The sequence below is a fragment of the Bacteroides thetaiotaomicron VPI-5482 genome (assembly GCF_000011065.1).
GTDB lineage: Bacteria > Bacteroidota > Bacteroidia > Bacteroidales > Bacteroidaceae > Bacteroides > Bacteroides thetaiotaomicron.
Genome location: NC_004663.1, coordinates 5,721,237 through 5,741,291 on the forward strand (window position 1 = coordinate 5,721,237; position 20,055 = coordinate 5,741,291).

The window sequence follows — 20,055 nt, forward strand, 5'->3', positions numbered from 1 at the left end:
TTAACCGATGATCGTTGCCCGTCCGTTTTCCACTCTGGCATAATTCTTTTTCACCGCTTCCTGAATACCTCTGAGCATGGATGCTTCGATGTTTGAACCCATGCGGGCAAAACCGAATATCTGTGCGCAAGCTTTTATCAGATCCGGCAGGGGCAGACTGATGGAGTCGGTTAATATCTGCCGGATGGCATTGGCTGTCTCTTCGGGTGGCAGGTCTGCTGCATCCCGGTCGGAATCGGGACGGTACTCCGTATAAGAACGGTATTGCGCTTCATCTTTCCAGCAGAAGACAAGACCGTCATGTTCTATGCGGTAGAGATGTAATGTGTCGAAGATTGTCTCCAGGTAAGCATCTATTCGTGGCCCTAGACGGCTGATTCCCCATTCGGACAGAATCTTCTTTCCAAGCAAGGCTTTACTGATCGGAGCTTCATTCTCCACTATCTTCCGGATTTGGGCGATAAGAATGGGCTTGTTCTCGGCAGCGAAGATATCGTCGGAGGCGTAGTGGTATGAACTTACTTTAGTACTATTATAATTTTGTACAAAGATAGGAGAGGGGCTTGTGTATGCGGACTTTAGCTGCATCGGCTTTTCCTGCACCCTTTCTTCTTCTTTTTCTTGTTTTTCCTGTACTACGACCGGTTTGGGGGCTTTCATTCCCTGTACAATCGCTGTCTGTATGGATGCAATCACTTCATCCGGCTTTTCCCACCAGTCCATCGTCCATATACGGCAGATATTCCATCCCAGTGCTTTGAGTACATTGTTTTGAACAATTTCCCGGTCGCGGACAGTCTTGGTACGTCTGTAGTTCTTTCCGTCACAGATAATGCCTAATTGGTAGTTGGACGGGTTTTGAGTATCGACAATGCCTATATCGATCTTGTATCCGGAACAGCCTATATCGGTATGTACGGTATATCCCAAAGAACGCAACTTGTCGGCAATAATCTTCTCGATGGAAGTTTCTTCTTCCGAGGGCTGGATGCTGGTCGAGGTATTCAGTATGCGCTTGGTCCTTTCTCCGCATATTCAAGGAAGCGTTTCAGTCCGGCTACTCCGATAGAAGAAGTCCGGTTCAGATCGATCATGTCCGATCTCAGCGTAGAGAAGATGATCATTTCGTATCGGGCACGGGAGACGGCTACGTTCAACCGTCTTTCACCTCCCGCACGGTTCAACGGACCGAAGTTCATGCTGACGCGCCCTTCGGCATCGGGACCATAGCCGACGGAGAACAGTATCACATCCCGTTCGTCTCCCTGCACATTTTCAAGGTTCTTGATGAACAGGGGTTCTTCACATTCCAGCGCAAAGGTTTCCAGTTCGGGGTGGAAGATGAAGAGATCGGATAACAAATCTTCTATCAACGCCTGCTGAACCACGCTGAAAGTGACTACCCCCACACTCTTTTTCCTTAATTCTTCGCTTCTCAGCCTTCTCGCTATTTCGTCTACTACGGCTTGCGCTTCCGCTTGGTTCTGACGGGATTTTCCTTTGTCATAATAACCGTCTACGGCGACCATTCTGACTTTCGATTCGATGTTGTCCGGTGACGGGAAAGTCATCAGCTTATTATCGTAATATTCGGAGTTGCTGAAAGCGATAAGACTTTCGTGTTTGCTTCGATAATGCCACAGCAGGTATTTGGAAGGGATAGAGAGAGCAAGGCAGTCGTCAAGGATACTTTCCAGATCTTCCATCTCGATGTTGTCTTCGTCAATGGTGTTGACGGAGAAGAAGCTGGTAGGCGGCATCTGTTTGGGATCGCCTACGATGACTACATTCTTGCCTCGGGCGATGGCGCCTACCGCTTCGTAAGTCGGCATCTGTGAAGCTTCGTCGAAGACGATCAAGTCGAATTTGTCCGCATCGGTGTCGATATATTGGGCAACCGATATAGGGCTCATCAGCATACAAGGACACATACGCGACAGCAGGGTAGGTATCTGATCGAATAGCTTGCGGATGGATATTCCGCGTGCATTATTGCGTATATTCTTTTGTAATATTCCGACTTCTGAACTTTGAATGGCTTCGTGGGTGAAGGACGGAATGTTGGAAGCCAGTCTGGCGAACAGTTCCTTTTTGGTAATGTCCTCGAAGTTGGCGGATACTTGCTTGTATTTGGCTATAATATCATTGAATATCTTGCCGTTGAATAATTCCAGTGTCGGTTCTTTGGCGATGATATAGTGAATAACGGCTTGGTAGAAACTCTTGCAGAAGCTGCTGGTGAGCAGGTCCGTAGGAATATTCTTTTCCTTATATTCTTCTGCGATAAATCCGATACCCAGTTCGTTCAGCTTGTTGTAGGATTGAAGCCATTGATACCAGTCTTTGAGTTTGTCCAGATTTTCTTTCCATGTTGCGGCTTGCTGTAGGGCGATGCCGATCCAGTCGGCGGAGTTTGTATAAAGCGTCTCTACGGTTATGCCCAGAGTGGTGGAAAGCCGTTGCTCGGTTGCCGTAAGCGTGTCGGCCAGCTGATGCAATTCATTCAGAGAATGAGAATGGATATCTCTGAATGTCCGGATACCTTCCGTCAGTTGTAACGCTAAATTCTGTTTGATCCGGGATGTTTTCGCCACATCTTTTGAATAACTCAGTAACAGGGAATGAAGCGAAGATACCTCATGGATGATCTGATCGATGATGTCCCACTCTTCGTCTCTTCCGAATCTTCCGAATAAAGAAGGCAGCTTGGCGGTGTATCTGTCTGTAAAATCAAGCTCTTCCTGATACCGGATGACCTGATGGAGCAGAGGCTGGACTGTCTCCGGCTCTACTGGCTGCAGAGCGTAAGGACGAATCGCCTTTTTTATTTTTCTTTGTCCGAAATACCGTGGGAGAAACCATTGGGCGGATACCCGATTCCATTCGGCCAGCATGGGGCCGGCGTTTATCTTCAGTACTTCTTTGGTGAATCCGTTTTCTATTTCTGCTTTGATTTCATCGCGTTTCCTGCCGTGCTTCGTCACTTTCCGGTACTCTTCCAGCGTTTCATTTAATAAAGGAGTGGTCAGCAGTTCGGGCGTCAGTTCCGGAATTTCGAGTATTTTCCGGATAATGGCGGTGATTATATCGAAATCCTTGCGGGTGGGATGAATGTCCGTATCTTCCAGTAAAGCGGAGAAGACAGGCAGTTTTGACTGTATGGCAGTCAATAAGCCGATGAAAGTGGCGAGCGTTTGAGAGGCTTCCTCTTTGATGGCGGACGAATATTCCCGAATGGAAATCCCTGTCAATGGGTGAAGATGCGGGTGGCCGCAAGCATTGGCGGTACTGACCAAAGATTCGATGGCATCTTCCCAATGTGAGAATCGATCCTTGTCCAGATCGTCCAGATAAGATGACGGGATATCGAAGCAGGGTTCAACGTCTGTTGACTGGTAGTGGATGATCGCATCATAGAGGGAAAGCCCGAAAGGATATTCCTTGTGTAAGGCTTCGATGTATTTGTTTAGTTCCGTTCGTAACTTCAGCAGGCGTTCGGCTTCCTTCTTGAACTCTTCGGGAGGAGTTCGTCTGATGATTTCGGTTGTCTCCTTTAGTTGCGAGATGACAGTGGATTTCTTTGTCTTGTTGGAGTGAATTTCCAGACAGAACGGAGCAAGTCCTATCGCCGCCAGTCTGTTTTGGACGACGGAGAGGGCTGCCATCTTCTCGGCAACAAATAAGACTCGTTTACCCTTATAAAGCGCGTTGGCGATGATGTTCGTTATCGTTTGGGACTTTCCGGTTCCCGGAGGGCCGTGCAGGATAAAAGTCTTGTCGTGCACCGCCTCATAAATCGCTTCCAGCTGAGATGAATCGGCAATGATGGGCAGCACGATATCTGCCGGAGATAACTGTCTGTCCATGTAAGAGGCATCCATCTCTTCCGTAATCGCGTTCCATTCGATCTTTCCGTTGATGAGGCTGGAGACAATCTTGTTTTGAGTCAGTTTGGGAGCATTGTTGTGGATGTCGTTCCACATGATAAACTTGTTGAAGGAGAAGATACCTAAAATAGCCTGTTCCTCCACATCCCATTTACGCTGATTCTTGATGCAGTGCCGGATGATGGAGTAAATCAGTTTTACGTTGACTCCGCTTTCGTCCGTCGGAAGCGGATCAAGTCCCGGTACGGAAATGCCGAAGTTCTGACGAAGCATTTCCAATAAGGTGATATTCATCATCGTTTCTTCTTCCCGCGAACGAATCACATACCCTTTGGCGGCTGACTTGCGGATGATTTCGACTGGCAGCAGCAATATCGGTGCATAACGGGGACGTTCGCTGGAAGGTGTTTCGTACCATTTCAGAAGTCCGAGAGCCAGATAAAGCGTGTTCGCTCCGTTCTCTTCGATAGAAGTACGGGACGAACGGTACAGGTGAGTCAGTGCTTTGCCCAAATCATTCTCCGGCAAGTAAAAACGTAACCTTTTCTGTGAAAGCTCCGAATTAACGAAGTCGGCTATCGGATCCGATTCCGGTATGGAAGAATAAATGCCAAACTCCATCGCCGGATTCTCCCATTCGGCGGGACGGTGGAGGATACGAAACTCATCTCCTTCCGCCAAGGCGTCTTCCAGACAGGCAAGGTTTGCCGGAATCAGCTGAAGAGTGTTCTTTGTAATCCGGATATTCAGCAAGTTGTTGCGCAGACTCAAATCCAGCAGTCTTCTCTCCCAAAGCAACTGTTTGGTGAGGACTGTCTGAGTTTCGCTGCCCGACAAATCATATGGATTCACGCTTTGCGGAGTGGCGTGCGTGGTATTTCTGTTCATATCCTCATCTTCCTTTATTTCCCATACTTGTCCGTTCAGTACGCGCTGCGGGATCGGGCGGACTCCCGAATGCCTGGCCCTTCTGACGTCGATGGCGAGGATGAAACTGCCCGGATCGCTCAGTTTGCCGTTCGCGCTTTTCACGGCGTTGTCGAAGTCGGCATTATGTCCCATATTCATGCAGGTGGTTTCTACCAGCGTGATGTCGTAGATTCCTTCGGCGGTTCGTTTGGTCAGTAAGGATACATCGTCGATGGCAGGGTCCGGAAAGGTTTCCGGCACCAGCCAGCCACCTGCGAAAGCATGTCCTTTGGTGATGACGATGAGGGCATTCAGTCCGATGGATTCGAGGCAGGAAGCATAAAGCAGTGCCATATCCAGACAAGTTCCGAGCTTTTGTGCCAGTACGGAATCTGTCAGACGGACACGCTGCCCGTGCTCTTCGAAGCTGGCGGGAATGGTGCTGTAAATAATTTGCTGTTCGGTAAGAGCGGTGTAGATGGCTGCCATCTGCTTTCTCACACGGTCCGGATTGCGGCTTTGGTATTCGTCCAGTGACGGAGTACCGGTCCACTGTTCCAGAATGGCGGCGGCTCTCTTGATAATAGGAGTGAGCACGGCATGATTGGGGGTGATGAACGCTGCCAGCATCTCGGGGAATATATTGATTCCGCCCCATTGGTCGTATGCCAGAATGTCGATGGGGTAGGTCCGGGTAAAGATCGTTTCCGCCTCGGAGCGGATTTCTATTTTCAGACTTCCCGACATACGCTCGGTCAGCTGGGCGAAATAATTGGCGGACAAGACCAGGCTGAACGATTGCAGACACACGGAATCATTGGCGGGAATCGCTTCCACCATCACAGGAGTGATACTGCCGAAGTCGGGTTCGGCAGTGATTTGTACCTGAATGTTTCTGAAGGGTTCGGACGTCATGTTTTCAATCGAAAGCTGATGGATGACCGATACTTTGTTTTGCTGCATCGCGAAATTAATAAGTGGCAGATAATCAAACTGCACCCTGATTTTGTCCAATGTTCCGTCCATGTTGAAAGTCGTATAATGTTAGACTTGCAATATTACAAAAAATACGGATATCACCATCTTTTCTTTGGGTATTCTTTTGTCGGTCAAGAAAATATTCCTACCTTTGCGCCCGATTTATAGATAATATAATGTCTTATTCAATTAAAGTATTAAACAATTTATTTATTAATGGAAAACTTAAAGAACGTAGCTCCTATTGAAGACTTCAACTGGGATGCTTATGAAAACGGCGAAGCTGTAACAAGCGCAAGCCACGAAGATCTTGAAAAAGCTTACGACGGTACGCTTAACAAAGTTAACGACCGTGAGGTTGTTGACGGAACCGTAATCGCAATGAACAAGCGTGAAGTAGTTGTGAACATCGGTTACAAATCAGACGGTATCATTCCTTTGAATGAGTTCCGTTACAATCCGGACCTGAAGGTAGGTGATACTGTAGAAGTATACATCGAAAACCAGGAAGACAAAAAAGGACAACTCGTTCTGTCACACAGAAAAGCCCGCGCTACTCGTTCTTGGGATCGCGTTAACGCTGCTCTGGAAAATGAAGAAATTATCAAGGGATTCATCAAGTGCCGCACAAAGGGTGGTATGATCGTAGACGTATTCGGAATCGAAGCATTCTTGCCGGGTTCTCAGATCGACGTTAAACCGATCCGTGACTATGATGTATTCGTTGGCAAAACAATGGAATTCAAAGTGGTTAAGATCAACCAGGAATTCAAAAACGTTGTTGTATCTCACAAGGCTCTTATCGAAGCTGAACTGGAACAACAGAAGAAAGAAATTATCGGCAAGCTCGAAAAAGGACAGGTTCTTGAAGGAACTGTTAAGAATATCACCTCTTACGGTGTGTTCATCGACTTGGGTGGCGTAGACGGTTTGATCCACATCACAGACCTTTCTTGGGGCCGCGTTAGCGATCCGAAAGAAGTGGTTGAACTGGATCAGAAGCTCAACGTTGTTATCCTTGACTTCGATGACGAAAAGAAACGTATCGCTCTTGGCTTGAAGCAACTGACTCCGCACCCATGGGATGCTCTTGACACTGACTTGAAGGTAGGTGACAAGGTGAAAGGTAAAGTTGTCGTTATGGCTGACTACGGTGCATTCATCGAAATCGCTACAGGCGTAGAAGGTCTGATCCACGTATCAGAAATGTCTTGGAGCCAGCACTTGCGTTCTGCTCAGGACTTCATGAAGGTGGGCGACGAAGTAGAAGCTGTAGTTCTGACTTTGGACCGCGAAGAACGTAAGATGTCTTTGGGTATCAAACAACTGAAACAAGATCCATGGGAAACTATCGAAGAGAAGTATCCTGTAGGTTCCAAGCATACTGCAAAAGTACGTAACTTCACTAACTTCGGTGTATTCGTAGAAATCGAAGAAGGTGTTGACGGCTTGATCCACATCTCTGACCTTTCTTGGACTAAGAAAGTGAAACACCCGTCAGAATTTACTCAGATTGGTGCTGACATCGAAGTTCAGGTATTGGAAATCGACAAAGAAAACCGTCGTTTGAGCCTTGGTCACAAACAACTCGAAGAAAATCCTTGGGATGTATTCGAAACTGTATTCACTGTAGGTTCTGTACACGAAGGTACTATCATCGAAATGTTGGATAAGGGTGCTGTTGTAGCTCTTCCTTACGGTGTAGAAGGTTTCGCAACTCCGAAACACCTTGTAAAAGAAGACGGTTCACAAGCTCAGTTGGATGAGAAACTTGAATTCAAAGTGATCGAGTTCAACAAAGACGCTAAGAGAATCATTCTGTCTCACAGCCGTATCTTCGAAGATGTAGCTAAGGCTGAAGAAAGAGCAGAAAAGAAAGCTGCTTCCGGTGCTAAGAAGTCTTCTAACAACAAGAGAGAAGATGCTCCGATGATCCAGAACCAAGCTGCTTCAACTACGCTGGGCGACATCGACGCTTTGGCTGCTTTGAAAGAACAGTTGGAAGGAAAGAAATAATCGTTATTTCTATATAATGGAAAAGCGCTCCGGTTGTCGGGGCGCTTTTTTTGTTTTGCCATGATAGCACAAATACCAAAAAACTTGTGTACATTTGTGCCGCTATGGAGAAATTCGAACTACATATACTTGGATGCGGTTCTGCTTTGCCCACCACTCGCCATTTTGCGACATCGCAGGTTGTGAACTTGCGTGAAAAGCTTTTTATGATTGACTGTGGGGAAGGAGCGCAGATGCAGTTGCGTCGTTCCCGCTTGAAGTTTTCCCGCTTGAATCATATCTTTATTTCCCATCTTCATGGCGATCATTGCTTTGGACTGTTAGGGCTGATTTCTACCTTCGGTCTGTTGGGACGAACGGCAGACTTGCATATCCATTCACCCAAAGGACTGGAAGAATTGTTTGCTCCCCTACTTTCTTTCTTTTGCAAAACGCTGGCCTATAAAGTCTTCTTCCATGAATTTGAGACGAAAGAGCCGACGCTGATCTATGACGACCGCTCGGTGGCTGTGACCACCATTCCTCTGAGACACCGTATTCCTTGCTGCGGTTTTCTTTTTGAAGAAAAACAGCGTCCCAATCATATCATCAGAGATATGGTGGATTTCTATAAAGTACCCGTCTACGAACTGAACCGGATCAAGAACGGAGCGGATTTTGTAACTCCCGAAGGAGAAGTCATTCCGAATCATCGTCTGACCCGTCCTTCTGCCCCTGCACGAAAATATGCTTATTGCTCCGATACGATTTACCGACCTGAGATCGTGGAGCAGATAAAGGGGATAGACCTCCTTTTCCACGAAGCCACCTTTGCTCAGACCGAACAGGTGCGGGCAAAAGAAACTCATCATACAACTGCTGCACAGGCCGCACAGATTGCTTTGAATGCTGAAGTGAAACAATTAGTCATCGGACATTTTTCCGCCCGCTATGAGGACGAGTCTGTATTGTTGAATGAAGCGGCGGCTATCTTCCCCCAAACGGTTTTGGCAAGAGAGAATATGTGCATAACCATAAATAACTATACAGATACGAGAGACTATGACCCCTTATAACGAACGTGAAGTTCTGAAACTCCTTCAGGAGGAGAGTACACAGCGGAAAGGATTTGAGTTGATTGTGGCGCAATACAGCGAGCAGTTATACTGGCAGATCCGCCGGATGGTACTGTCGCATGAAGATGCGAACGACCTTCTGCAAAACACCTTCATCAAGGCATGGACAAATATTGATTATTTCCGTGCCGAGGCGAAGCTGTCTACGTGGCTCTACCGTATTGCGCTGAATGAATGTCTTACTTTTCTGAACAGACAGCGTGCTACAACGACGGTAGCTATCGATGATCCCGAAGCGGCGATCGTGCAGAAACTGGAGAGTGATCCCTACTATTCGGGCGATCAGGTGCAGATGCTATTGCAAAAAGCATTGCTCACCTTGCCCGAAAAACAACGAATGGTGTTCAACCTGAAGTATTATCAGGAAATGAAGTACGAAGAGATGTCAGAAATCTTTGGAACTTCAGTCGGAGCGCTGAAAGCCTCCTATCACCATGCGGTGAAGAAAATAGAGAAGTTTTTGGAAGAAGTAGATTAAACCTTTTAAAGCAGACATTGTCTAATCAAAAGAGAGGAGAAAAACGTATGAAAGAAGAAGATACCCTATTGAAGAAAATCGGAAAGGAGCATTCCTTCAAAGTGCCCGACGGTTACTTTGAAAATCTGACTTCAGAGGTGATGAACAAACTTCCTGAAAAAGAGAAAGTTGCTTTCAAGGAAGAGCATATTTCGACATGGACGAGATTGAAACCATTATTCTATATGGCGGCTATGTTTGTAGGAGCTGCCCTGATTATCCGGGTAGCGTCATCAGACCATAAACCGGCGGCAGATGATATAGCGGTGACAGTAGCGGCTATGGAAGCGGATACGGAACAGGTATCCGATGAGATGATTGATGTTGCGTTAGACCGTGCGATGTTGGATGATTATTCGTTATACGTCTATCTGAGTGACGCGAGTGTAGAATGATTTATTAAACAGATTGAATAAAAAGATGAAGAAACTAATCGCTTTAGTCGTTTTGTTATGTGGCTTTATGCCTGTTCTTTGGGCTGCCGATGGATGTGACCAGCATTTGTCCCGTGAGGATTTCCGGAATAAACAGAAAGCGTTTATTATTGAGCAGGCCGGATTAACCAAAGAAGAGGCTGCCAAATTCTTCCCGGTTTATTTTGAACTGCAGGAGAAGAAGAAGAAGCTGAACGATGAATCGTGGAGTTTAATGCGTCAAGGTAAAGACGACAAAACAACAGAAGCCCAGTACGAAGAAATTGTAGCAAAGGTATGTGACAACCGTATCGCTGCCGACCGTCTTGATAAGTCTTATCTGGACCGGTTTAAAAAGATACTTTCCAACAAGAAGATATTCCTTGTTCAACGCGCGGAGATGCGTTTCCATCGGGAAATGCTGAAAGGCATGAACCGCAAGGACGGAGGAAATGATCCGAACAGGAAGAAATAAAACGGAGGTTCTGTTTGGATGAAACAGACGCTCTGTCAGAGTAAATCAGAGGCTCTATCCGCATGGAATAGAGCCTCTGATTTTTGTTTCCGGATTTATCTTTGTTGCTTTACTAAACTAAAAGAGTAGACCATTGGAAGTGGGAATAACAGAGTTTGGATAGGTATCATATCCGTTCCATAAGGAAGGAGGATGGTGTTACAGTCCTTTTCTCTTAGCTTCGTTCCAAATAGCGTCCATCTCCTCAAGAGACATATCTTTGAGGTTTTTCCCTTCTTTTATCGTATGTTCCTCCAGGTAGTTGAAACGGCGGATGAACTTTTGATTGGTTAGTTCCAAAGCATTGTCCGGATTGATTTTGTAGAGGCGTGCCGCATTGATGAGGCTGAACATGACGTCACCGAATTCGGCTTCTGCTTTCTCTTTGTCCATGTTGGCTACCTCTACCTGGAATTCTCTGATTTCTTCTTTCACCTTATCCCATACCTGTTCCCGTTCTTCCCAGTCGAAGCCAACATTGCGGGCTTTGTCCTGAATGCGGTAAGCCTTGATGAGTGAAGGAAGTGCGGAAGGGACGCCGCTTAGTACACTTTTGTTTCCGTCTTTCTCTTTCAGTTTCAGCTGTTCCCAGTTTTCGGATACCTGTCCGGCAGTCTCAGCTTTTACTTCTCCAAATACGTGAGGATGGCGGAAAATCAGTTTGTCGCACAACTTGTCACAGACATCTTTGATGTCGAAGTCACCTGTCTCCGAACCGATCTTTGCATAGAACGCTACGTGCAGCAGTACATCTCCCAACTCCTTGCAAATATCTTTTTTGTCATCCCTCATCAAGGCATCACAAAGCTCGTAAGTCTCTTCTATAGTGTTGGGGCGCAGACTTTCGTTCGTCTGCTTGCGGTCCCACGGACATTTGACCCGAAGCTCGTCGAGGATGTCCAGAAAGCGGCCGAAGGCTTCCATCTGTTCTTCTCTTGTATGTATCATTCCTTTGATTTTTTTATAAATAATGTTGCAAAGATAATGCTTCCTTGTCTTTTATAGCCTTAATCGGTACGAAAACAAAAGCAAGGACGCTAATAAAAGTCTTTTTATTGGTCTGATGCGGTTTTCGCTTTCCATACTTGATACGAAATCAACAGCCCGATCACTTCCGAATAGTTTTTTCTTCCGCTTTCTATTTTGTTTCCTTTCAGGTAGAGGTCGTATATCCAGTTTTGAACATCACCGATCAACGGACTGTATTTAGCCATCCAGTATTCCTGATTCTTTTTCGCCAGTTCTATAATCTCCGGTCGGATACGGTTGATTATATCGGCGTATTCTTTTTCACTCAACAGTCGTCGGGCATTCCCCAGTACATGATTCAGAATCGAGAAGTAGCCGCTGAAACGGATTCCCTTTATTTGTGAACGGGTACAAACCTGATAGGCATAGAAATTGGCCTCTGCCTCGCTCGAAATTCCCAGCAGATGAGCCAGTTCGTGAGTGTACGTTGCCGGATAGTTGATGGGGAGCAAGTCTCCGTTTAAGGTGAACTCGCAGAAGAAAGGCCCCATGCTTCCCGTTACTCCGACCATTGATATGAATGGGGTGAAAACCATCGTCTTTACCCGTGGATTGGGAAATGGCGGGCGGTGCACTCCCAGGCTGTCGCTTAATTGATTGTAAAGTTTGACAGCTTCGTCACGTACCTGTTCCTCATGGATTCCTTTTACGGGAACAAACGAACTGTTCAGTGAGTCGATATAGTCATCCACAAACTCTTGAAAAATCTCCGGTGTGTAAGCTGTATAAGGAATATGCGTACGCTGGTAAAAGTTTGGTTGCGAATAGTTTAATCCCCAGGCGAGGTAGAACCATACGTAAACCCATAACAGATATTCCCCGTCACGTAGCAGAATCCTTTTCCACGGCAGTTTCTTGCGGATACGGGCATAAAAAGGATAAACGATGACTCCCGTGATACTCCCGAAAATAAATAGATCCCCTATGGCAAAAGGAAATAAGTTGGAGAAGAATGACAATACGCGGGAGATGACAGGATAAACGGTTTGTGAATACAGGTTTCCCAACGCGGGAATCGACTGTGTCATCCATACCAGAAGCAGCAGTACTCCCAGGAGTATATATCTAATTATCAGTTTCCGTTTCATCATCCGTTCAGATTTTAGTCAACAAAAATATGCATTAAATAAACGTCACGCGAAAAAATACCTCTATATTTGCAAAAAAACTGTTAAACGAAAGATGGCTACCGTAGAAGAAATTGAAAAGTATTGCCGGAATTGCGTGTCACGTGATTTCGTGAATGGGAAAGGGCTTGTTTGCAAACGTACCAGAGAGCTTCCTGACTTTGACGAAGAATGCGAAAACTTCGAGAAGGATGAAGAACTGTTGAAGATGGCTCCTCCCAAGCCCGACGACTTTCCGGTGTCAATGACGGAAGAAGAACTTCTCGCCGAAGAAAATCTTCCCAAAGGAGTGCTGTATGCATCCGTCGCATGTATCTTGGGGGCGGTGGCATGGAGTCTCATCTCCGTTTCTACAGGTCTTCAGATGGGATATATGGCTATCGGAGTCGGATTCCTGGTCGGTTTCGCCATGCGGCAGGGGAAGGGGATACGTCCCGTCTTCGGTCTTCTTGGAGCAGCACTGGCATTGATCAGTTGTGTGTTGGGTGATTTCCTATCCATCATCGGCTTTGCTGCCAAGGATTATGATATGACCTTTTTCGAAGTGCTGGCGGGAGTCGATTATGGCGAAATCTTTTCTGTCATGGTGAAGAATGTGGTGTCGATGTCCGCCTTATTTTATGGAATTGCTGTTTATGAGGGATATAAATTATCTTTCCGGGCACAGAAACATCCTGTGGGTGGTAAGATTTGAATTAAAATTATTAATTTTGCAGCCGTTATTTTTTGAATATACATTATCATATACATAAAGAAACATGGAATTAGCAAGTAAGTACAATCCCGCTGACGTGGAGGGAAAGTGGTACCAGTATTGGCTGGAACACCGTTTATTCAGTTCGAAACCCGATGGTCGTGAACCTTACACCATCGTCATTCCGCCCCCGAACGTCACCGGTGTGTTGCACATGGGACACATGCTTAATAATACCATTCAGGATATTTTGGTTCGTCGTGCCCGTATGGAAGGTAAGAATGCCTGCTGGGTGCCGGGAACTGACCACGCTTCCATCGCTACCGAAGCAAAAGTTGTAAACAAACTCGCTGCCCAGGGCATCAAGAAGACAGACCTGACACGTGATGAGTTCCTGAAACATGCCTGGGACTGGACAGAAGAGCACGGAGGCATTATCCTGAAGCAGCTCCGCAAACTGGGTGCATCCTGTGACTGGGACCGCACCGCCTTTACTATGGATGAGGAACGCAGCAAAAGCGTATTGAAAGTATTTGTAGACTTGTACAACAAAGGATTGATTTACCGTGGTGTCCGTATGGTAAACTGGGACCCGAAAGCGTTGACTGCCCTTTCTGACGAAGAAGTGATCTACAAGGAAGAGCACGGAAAACTGTTCTATCTCCGCTATAAGGTGGAAGGTGATCCGGAAGGCCGCTATGCAGTAGTAGCAACGACCCGTCCCGAAACAATCATGGGCGATACGGCAATGTGTATCAACCCCAACGACCCCAAGAACGCATGGCTGAAAGGAAAGAAAGTAATCGTTCCGTTGGTAAACCGTGTTATCCCTGTCATCGAGGACGATTATGTGGACATTGAGTTCGGTACCGGTTGTCTGAAAGTAACTCCGGCCCACGACGTAAATGACTATATGTTGGGTGAAAAGTATAATCTGCCCAGCATCGACATCTTCAATGATAACGGGACTTTGAGCGAAGCTGCCGGATTATATATCGGTATGGACCGTTTCGACGTCCGCAAGCAGATTGAGAAAGACCTCGATGCTGCCGGATTGCTCGAAAAGACAGAAGCTTACACAAATAAAGTAGGTTACTCGGAACGTACCAATGTAGTGATCGAACCGAAATTGTCTATGCAGTGGTTCCTCAAAATGCAGCATTTTGCCGATATGGCATTGCCTCCGGTAATGAACGATGAGTTGAAATTCTATCCTGCCAAATATAAGAATACATACCGCCACTGGATGGAGAACATCAAAGACTGGTGTATCAGCCGTCAGTTGTGGTGGGGACATCGTATTCCTGCTTACTTCCTGCCGGAAGGTGGCTATGTGGTAGCCGCTACTCCCGAAGAAGCGCTGGCAAAAGCCAAAGAGAAAACAGGAAACGCTGCTTTGACGATGGATGACCTTCGTCAGGACGAAGACTGTCTGGATACTTGGTTCTCTTCCTGGTTGTGGCCTATCTCCCTGTTTGACGGAATCAATCATCCGGGTAACGAGGAAATCAGCTATTACTATCCGACCAGCGACCTGGTGACCGGACCGGATATCATCTTCTTCTGGGTGGCACGTATGATCATGGTGGGTTACGAATATGAAGGAAAGATGCCGTTCAAGAACGTTTACTTTACAGGGATCGTTCGCGACAAGCTGGGACGTAAGATGTCCAAGTCACTCGGCAACTCACCCGACCCGTTGGAACTGATCGACAAATATGGTGCCGACGGTGTCCGTATGGGAATGATGCTGGCAGCTCCCGCCGGAAACGATATTCTTTTCGACGACGCGCTCTGCGAACAGGGACGTAACTTCTGCAGCAAGATATGGAACGCCTTCCGTCTGATCAAGGGCTGGACGGTTGACGATAATATTCAGGCTTCGGATGCTGCTAAACTGGCTGTCCACTGGTTTGAATCCAAGCAGAACGAAGTAGCAGCCGAAGTAGCGGACTTGTTCAGCAAATACCGTCTGAGCGAAGCATTGATGGCTGTTTATAAATTATTCTGGGATGAATTCTCTTCCTGGTATCTGGAAATGATTAAACCGGCTTACGGACAGGGAATTGACCGTACCACTTATAGCGCTACTCTCTGCTTCCTCGATAACCTGTTGCATCTGCTTCATCCGTTTATGCCGTTCATCACAGAAGAATTGTGGCAACAGATGTACGAACGTAATGCGGAAGAAGGAGAAAGTCTGATGGTAAGTGCATTGAGCATGGATACTTATGTAGACACCGCATTCGTTGCACAGTTTGAAGTTGTCAAGGGAGTTATCAGTAATATCCGCAGCATCCGTCTGCAAAAGAACATAGCTCAGAAAGAACCGCTTGACTTGCAGGTGCTGGGCGAAAATCCGGTTGCAGAGTTCAATGCGGTGATTCAGAAGATGTGTAACCTTTCTTCCATTACAGTGGTAGAGAGCAAGGCGGAAGGTGCTTCTTCCTTCATGGTAGGAACTACCGAATACGCTGTGCCATTGGGCAACATGATTGATGTAGAAGCCGAAATCGCCCGTATGGAAGCTGAACTGAAACATAAGGAAGGATTCCTGCAAGGTGTATTGAAGAAACTCAGTAATGAGAAATTTATCAATAACGCCCCCGCAGCCGTTCTCGAAATGGAACGTAAGAAGCAGGCCGATGCGGAAAGTATCATCAGCTCTTTGAAAGAAAGCATCGCAGCTTTAAAAAAGGCATAATGAACTGATACATAAAAATATGTAATGGAGAGGCATCCCGATAGATTTGGGATGCCTTTCTTTTTAAAAGATAAAAATAATACTATCTTTGCTTCCACTTTTAATCACACAGCAAAATGAAACAATTACTGCGAATATGCTTAACAGGTGCGTTCTTTCTTCTTTTCGAAGGACTCCTTTCCCCTATGTTGGCAGATAATGGGAAATCAGATAAAGAAATATTAGTTTTGAATTCTATTAACTTCAACCTTCCCTGGGCCAGAAACTTCTATTGGTATGTGCACGATGTTCTTCAGGAACAGGGAATAACTGCCAGAGCGGAATCATTGTCTGTCCCGGCCTTGCAGGATACGATGGAGGTAAATGCAGTCATCGAGCATCTGCGTCAGAAATATCCGCTTCCTCCTGCCGCTGTTGTGATAATTGGTGATCCGGGCTGGATTGTCTGTCGTCCTTTATTTGATGACCTATGGAAAGATGTTCCAGTGATCATAACGAACTCCCGTGACCGCCTGCCTGCTACCTTGGATATTCTGCTCTCTCATGCCTCGTTGAATGAGACCAACAGCGTCCCCGCCCAAGAGTGGAGAAAAGGCTACAACCTGACTACCCTGAAACAGCATTACTATGTGAAGGAAACCGTTGAACTGATCTATAGCCTGATACCTGATATGGATCGCCTGGCATTTATCTCGGACGATCGCTACATCAGTGAAGAAACCCGCGGAGACGTGAAAGAAGCTGTTGAAAAGCATTTTCCAAACCTGCCTTTAGAATTGCTTTCTACCACTCACTTGTCAACAGAAATGCTTCTGGACACCTTGCGCAGCTATAAAGCAAACACCGGAATTATTTATTATTCCTGGTTTGAGTCGCATAATAAAGAAGATAATAATTATCTTTTTGATCATATTCAGGAGATTATCACCAATTTTACGTCCTCTCCCTTGTTCCTGCTTTCTTCCGAAGACCTGTCCAATAATACTTTTGCAGGAGGCTATTACGTTTCTGCAGAATCATTCGGCGATTCCTTACTTGAAATTATTGACCGTGTGTTGCATGGAGAACAGGCGGAGGACATTTCCGAAAGTATAGGAGGGAAGGCGAGTGCCTACCTCTGTTATCCGGTGCTGGAATCCTACAATATTCCCTATCACCTTTATCCTGAACGAGCTGTTTATGTCAACGAACCTAAAAGTATATTTCATCAATACTGTGTTGAAATCCTTTCCTGTTCCATTTTCCTTCTTATTTTGATAGCAGCGATCGCCTATTATATACGTATTCTTCGCAAGGCATACACTCGTCTGAGTGAGGCAATGGAAAAGGCGGAGCAGGCGAATCAGTTGAAATCCGCCTTTCTGGCTAATATGAGTCATGAAATCCGCACTCCGTTGAATGCGATTGTCGGCTTCTCGAATATGTTGCCGGATATAGAAGATCGTAAGGAGATGCGCGAATATGCGGACATCATCGAAACAAATACCGACTTACTTCTTCAACTGATCAATGATATTCTGGACATGTCCAAGATTGAAGCCGGCACTTTTGACTTCTGCCCGTCATTGATAGATGTCAACCAGACGATGGAAGAAATCGAACAGAGTATGAGGCTTCGCTTGAAAAAAGAAACTGTCACTCTTACCTTTACCGAACGTCTGCCGGAATGTACCCTTTATACAGATAAGAATCGTTTGATACAACTGATTTCCAACTTTGTCATCAATGCTATTAAATTTACTCAGATAGGTTCTATCAGAATGGGATATCGTCTGAAAGATGCCGATACAATTTGCTTTTATGTTTCGGATACAGGCTGCGGCATGTCAGAAGAGCAATGCAGGCATGTATTCGAACGGTTTGTGAAATACAATCCTTTTGTTCAGGGAACCGGTTTGGGGCTTTCCATTTGTCAGATGATTATCGACCGATTAGGAGGGACGATTGGAGTTGAATCGGAAGAAGGCAAAGGCTCTACTTTCTGGTTTACGCTGCCCTATCAGCAGGAATAGCATCGTATTTGTCTTCTTATCCTTTATGATTGTTAGTTTTATGTATTGCAGACTTCCAAGACTTTGATCAGCTTATTACGATGAGACAATATTCTCACCGCAATGAGAAAAAATTCTCAATGCAATGAGAAAAGATTCTCACTGCGATGAGAAAAAGTTCTCACTGTGGTGAGAAAAAATTCTCATCATGATGAGAATGGTTGAGAATTTATGATCTGTATCAGCTTGTACTATAGATAAATACAGATTTACTGCTTTCTGTTTTATAGCTTTAATTGATAGAGCAAAAAAGAACTTTACCTAAAAAGAAACCGTTTTTCTCTATTTAGTTGAAGGATGGTATAGGTTTAATAGGTACGAATCCAATTTATTGGAAGGAGTCACTTATATTAAGGAAACAGTAAAGGAAGCAGCAATGGCAGATAATCTTTTAAATCGATGCGTAATTGCTTGAGTGCTTGCTGAATACGATAATCTACAGTCTTTGGAGACACTTCCAATGTTTCTGCAATTTCTTTGTAGCTCATATCCCGGAAACGATGCATGACAAATGCTTGCCGGTAACTTTCCGGCAATGCAGCAACCGCGTCTTCAATTCGTTTGGTTAGCTCTTTAATCTGATAAAAGTCCATATCATGTATCATCTCTTGCATTTCTTCATAGAAACGCGTATCAGCACGTTTGATGGCATCAATGTGTGCAAGCTTATTTAAAGCCTTGTGATGTACCATTTTAAAGAGATAAGAACTTAATGATGATTCAATGATTAAGTTTTCCCGGTTTTCCCATATCCATAGAAGGGAGTCTTGCACTATTTCTTCTGCATCGTGGAAGTCAACGTATTTATGACCATAGGCACATAGCACTGCATAGTATTGCCTGAATAGCGTTTCAAAGGCTTTTAGGCCTCCACGCTGTATTTCAGATAATTGAAGATCATTCCTCTTTATGCGTAGTTCTTCCATTTATTAAATAGTTATTTGCTGCAAATATAGCTTTTTTATAATAAAATAAAGATTTTCTGAAAAAAATAAGGTTTTCGTTTAGGAATGTCCTGGTTTAGCCTTGTCATATAATAAAAAGGTGGAATAAGGGATGAAAGATTTAAATAATAATAGAATAGAAGAATTGCTTCCTCGTTATTGTGAGGGGAGGCTGAGCGAGGGGGAACGTCTGGAAGTGGAAGCGTGGATGGACGAGTCGGAGGAGAATAAACGAGTTGCTACTCAGACTTTTGCTCTTTATTTGGCTGTGGACACGGTTCAGGTAATGAAGAAAGTTGATACGGAGAAAGCTTTACTGAAAGTAAAGGGAAAAATGTCGGACCGTGAAGTGAGAAGGACAGTGTGGTGGGAGTGGGCACAACGTGCTGCTGCAATTCTGTTTATCCCGCTTCTTACCTTATTTATATGGCAGAACTGGAAAGGGGATACCGGAGAGGTAGCGGAGATGATGGAAGTAAAGACCAGTCCTGGAATGACAACTTCGTTGACATTGCCCGATGGTACAATTGCTTATTTGAATTCAGAATCTTCTTTGTCTTATCCTTCTCGCTTTAATGGTGATTTCCGTAAAGTGAAGTTAAGTGGTGAGGCATACTTTGAAGTAGCCAAAGATCCGGAAAAGAAATTTATCCTTTCTACTACACATCAATCACAGATAGAAGTCTTGGGTACATGTTTCAATGTGGAAGCATATGAACAGAATACAGAGGTTATTACAACTTTGATTGAAGGGAAGGTAGATTTTATGTTCGAAAAAGATGCTGTGATGAAACATATCATCTTGTCTCCAAGAGAGAAGTTGGTGTACGACTCGGAGACTGATAAAGTCCACCTTTATAAAACTTCGGGAAAATCAGAATTGGCTTGGAAAGATGGAGAGGTGGTTCTTGATAATACACCTTTGGAAGAAGCATTATGGATGCTGGAAAGAAGATATAGCGTGAAATTCGTTATTAAGAACGAAAAACTGAAGAATAGTTCGTTCACGGGAACCTTTACAAATCAACGTTTGGAAAAGATTCTGGAATATTTTAAAGTATCCTCCAAAATACGCTGGAAACATATCAATGATGACAAGGATGGAAGTGACAGAAAAAAAGAGATAATAGAGATTTATTGATTAACCTTTAACAATT

At 45.1% G+C, this 20,055-nt stretch carries 12 protein-coding genes and 1 pseudogene; 9 read left to right on the top strand and 4 right to left on the bottom strand.

The features are described from left to right. Positions 1 to 5,822: pseudogene (locus BT_RS21925) on the bottom strand (DUF3320 domain-containing protein). A gap of 168 nt (positions 5,823 to 5,990) precedes the next feature. Here BT_RS21925 and rpsA point away from each other — a divergent pair. The 5 genes from rpsA (at position 5,991) to BT_RS21950 (ending at position 10,310) form a co-directional block, all read left to right on the top strand. Next, on the top strand, positions 5,991 to 7,790 hold the full coding sequence (rpsA, locus tag BT_RS21930) for a 30S ribosomal protein S1 (RefSeq protein WP_011109211.1): 1,800 nt from the start codon (positions 5,991 to 5,993) through the stop codon (positions 7,788 to 7,790). A 104-nt stretch (positions 7,791 to 7,894) separates the two neighbouring features. Beyond that, on the top strand, positions 7,895 to 8,845 hold the full coding sequence (locus BT_RS21935; RefSeq protein ID WP_011109212.1) for a ribonuclease Z: 951 nt from the start codon (positions 7,895 to 7,897) through the stop codon (positions 8,843 to 8,845). Continuing rightward, on the top strand, positions 8,832 to 9,383 hold the full coding sequence (locus BT_RS21940; RefSeq protein ID WP_008760019.1) for an RNA polymerase sigma factor: 552 nt from the start codon (positions 8,832 to 8,834) through the stop codon (positions 9,381 to 9,383). Before BT_RS21935 ends, BT_RS21940 begins: the two co-directional genes overlap by 14 nt. Before the next feature lie 47 nt (positions 9,384 to 9,430). Beyond that, positions 9,431 to 9,817, top strand: a complete 387-nt coding sequence (locus BT_RS21945) for a hypothetical protein (protein ID WP_011109213.1) — start codon at positions 9,431 to 9,433, stop codon at positions 9,815 to 9,817. Positions 9,818 to 9,842: 25 nt separating this feature from the next. Beyond that, positions 9,843 to 10,310: a hypothetical protein gene (locus BT_RS21950; protein WP_011109214.1), complete on the top strand. Its 468-nt coding sequence runs from the start codon at positions 9,843 to 9,845 to the stop codon at positions 10,308 to 10,310. A gap of 198 nt (positions 10,311 to 10,508) precedes the next feature. Here the strand turns inward: BT_RS21950 and mazG are convergent, their stop codons facing one another. Together mazG and BT_RS21960 are read right to left on the bottom strand one after the other, a co-directional pair. Next, positions 10,509 to 11,297: a nucleoside triphosphate pyrophosphohydrolase gene (mazG, locus tag BT_RS21955; protein WP_011109215.1), complete on the bottom strand. Its 789-nt coding sequence runs from the start codon at positions 11,295 to 11,297 to the stop codon at positions 10,509 to 10,511. Positions 11,298 to 11,401: 104 nt separating this feature from the next. Next, complete coding sequence (locus BT_RS21960) at positions 11,402 to 12,469, bottom strand: DUF3810 domain-containing protein (protein WP_011109216.1); 1,068 nt, start codon at positions 12,467 to 12,469, stop codon at positions 11,402 to 11,404. 91 nt (positions 12,470 to 12,560) lie between these two features. Between BT_RS21960 and BT_RS21965 the strand changes: the two genes are divergently transcribed. The 3 genes from BT_RS21965 to BT_RS21975 all read left to right on the top strand — a co-directional run bounded on the left by BT_RS21965 (position 12,561) and on the right by BT_RS21975 (position 17,915). Further along, positions 12,561 to 13,199: a hypothetical protein gene (locus tag BT_RS21965; protein ID WP_008764517.1), complete on the top strand. Its 639-nt coding sequence runs from the start codon at positions 12,561 to 12,563 to the stop codon at positions 13,197 to 13,199. A 64-nt stretch (positions 13,200 to 13,263) separates the two neighbouring features. Then, positions 13,264 to 15,903, top strand: coding sequence for a valine--tRNA ligase (locus BT_RS21970; RefSeq protein WP_011109217.1), 2,640 nt, complete (start codon positions 13,264 to 13,266; stop codon positions 15,901 to 15,903). Between the two features lie 116 nt (positions 15,904 to 16,019). After that, positions 16,020 to 17,915, top strand: coding sequence for a sensor histidine kinase (locus tag BT_RS21975; RefSeq protein ID WP_011109218.1), 1,896 nt, complete (start codon positions 16,020 to 16,022; stop codon positions 17,913 to 17,915). A gap of 389 nt (positions 17,916 to 18,304) precedes the next feature. Here the strand turns inward: BT_RS21975 and BT_RS21980 are convergent, their stop codons facing one another. Beyond that, a complete protein-coding gene (locus tag BT_RS21980) occupies positions 18,305 to 18,880 on the bottom strand; it encodes an RNA polymerase sigma-70 factor (protein ID WP_008764520.1) in 576 nt (191 codons plus the stop codon). A gap of 130 nt (positions 18,881 to 19,010) precedes the next feature. Between BT_RS21980 and BT_RS21985 the strand changes: the two genes are divergently transcribed. Further along, on the top strand, positions 19,011 to 20,039 hold the full coding sequence (locus BT_RS21985; RefSeq protein ID WP_008764521.1) for a FecR family protein: 1,029 nt from the start codon (positions 19,011 to 19,013) through the stop codon (positions 20,037 to 20,039). Positions 20,040 to 20,055 lie beyond the last annotated feature (16 nt).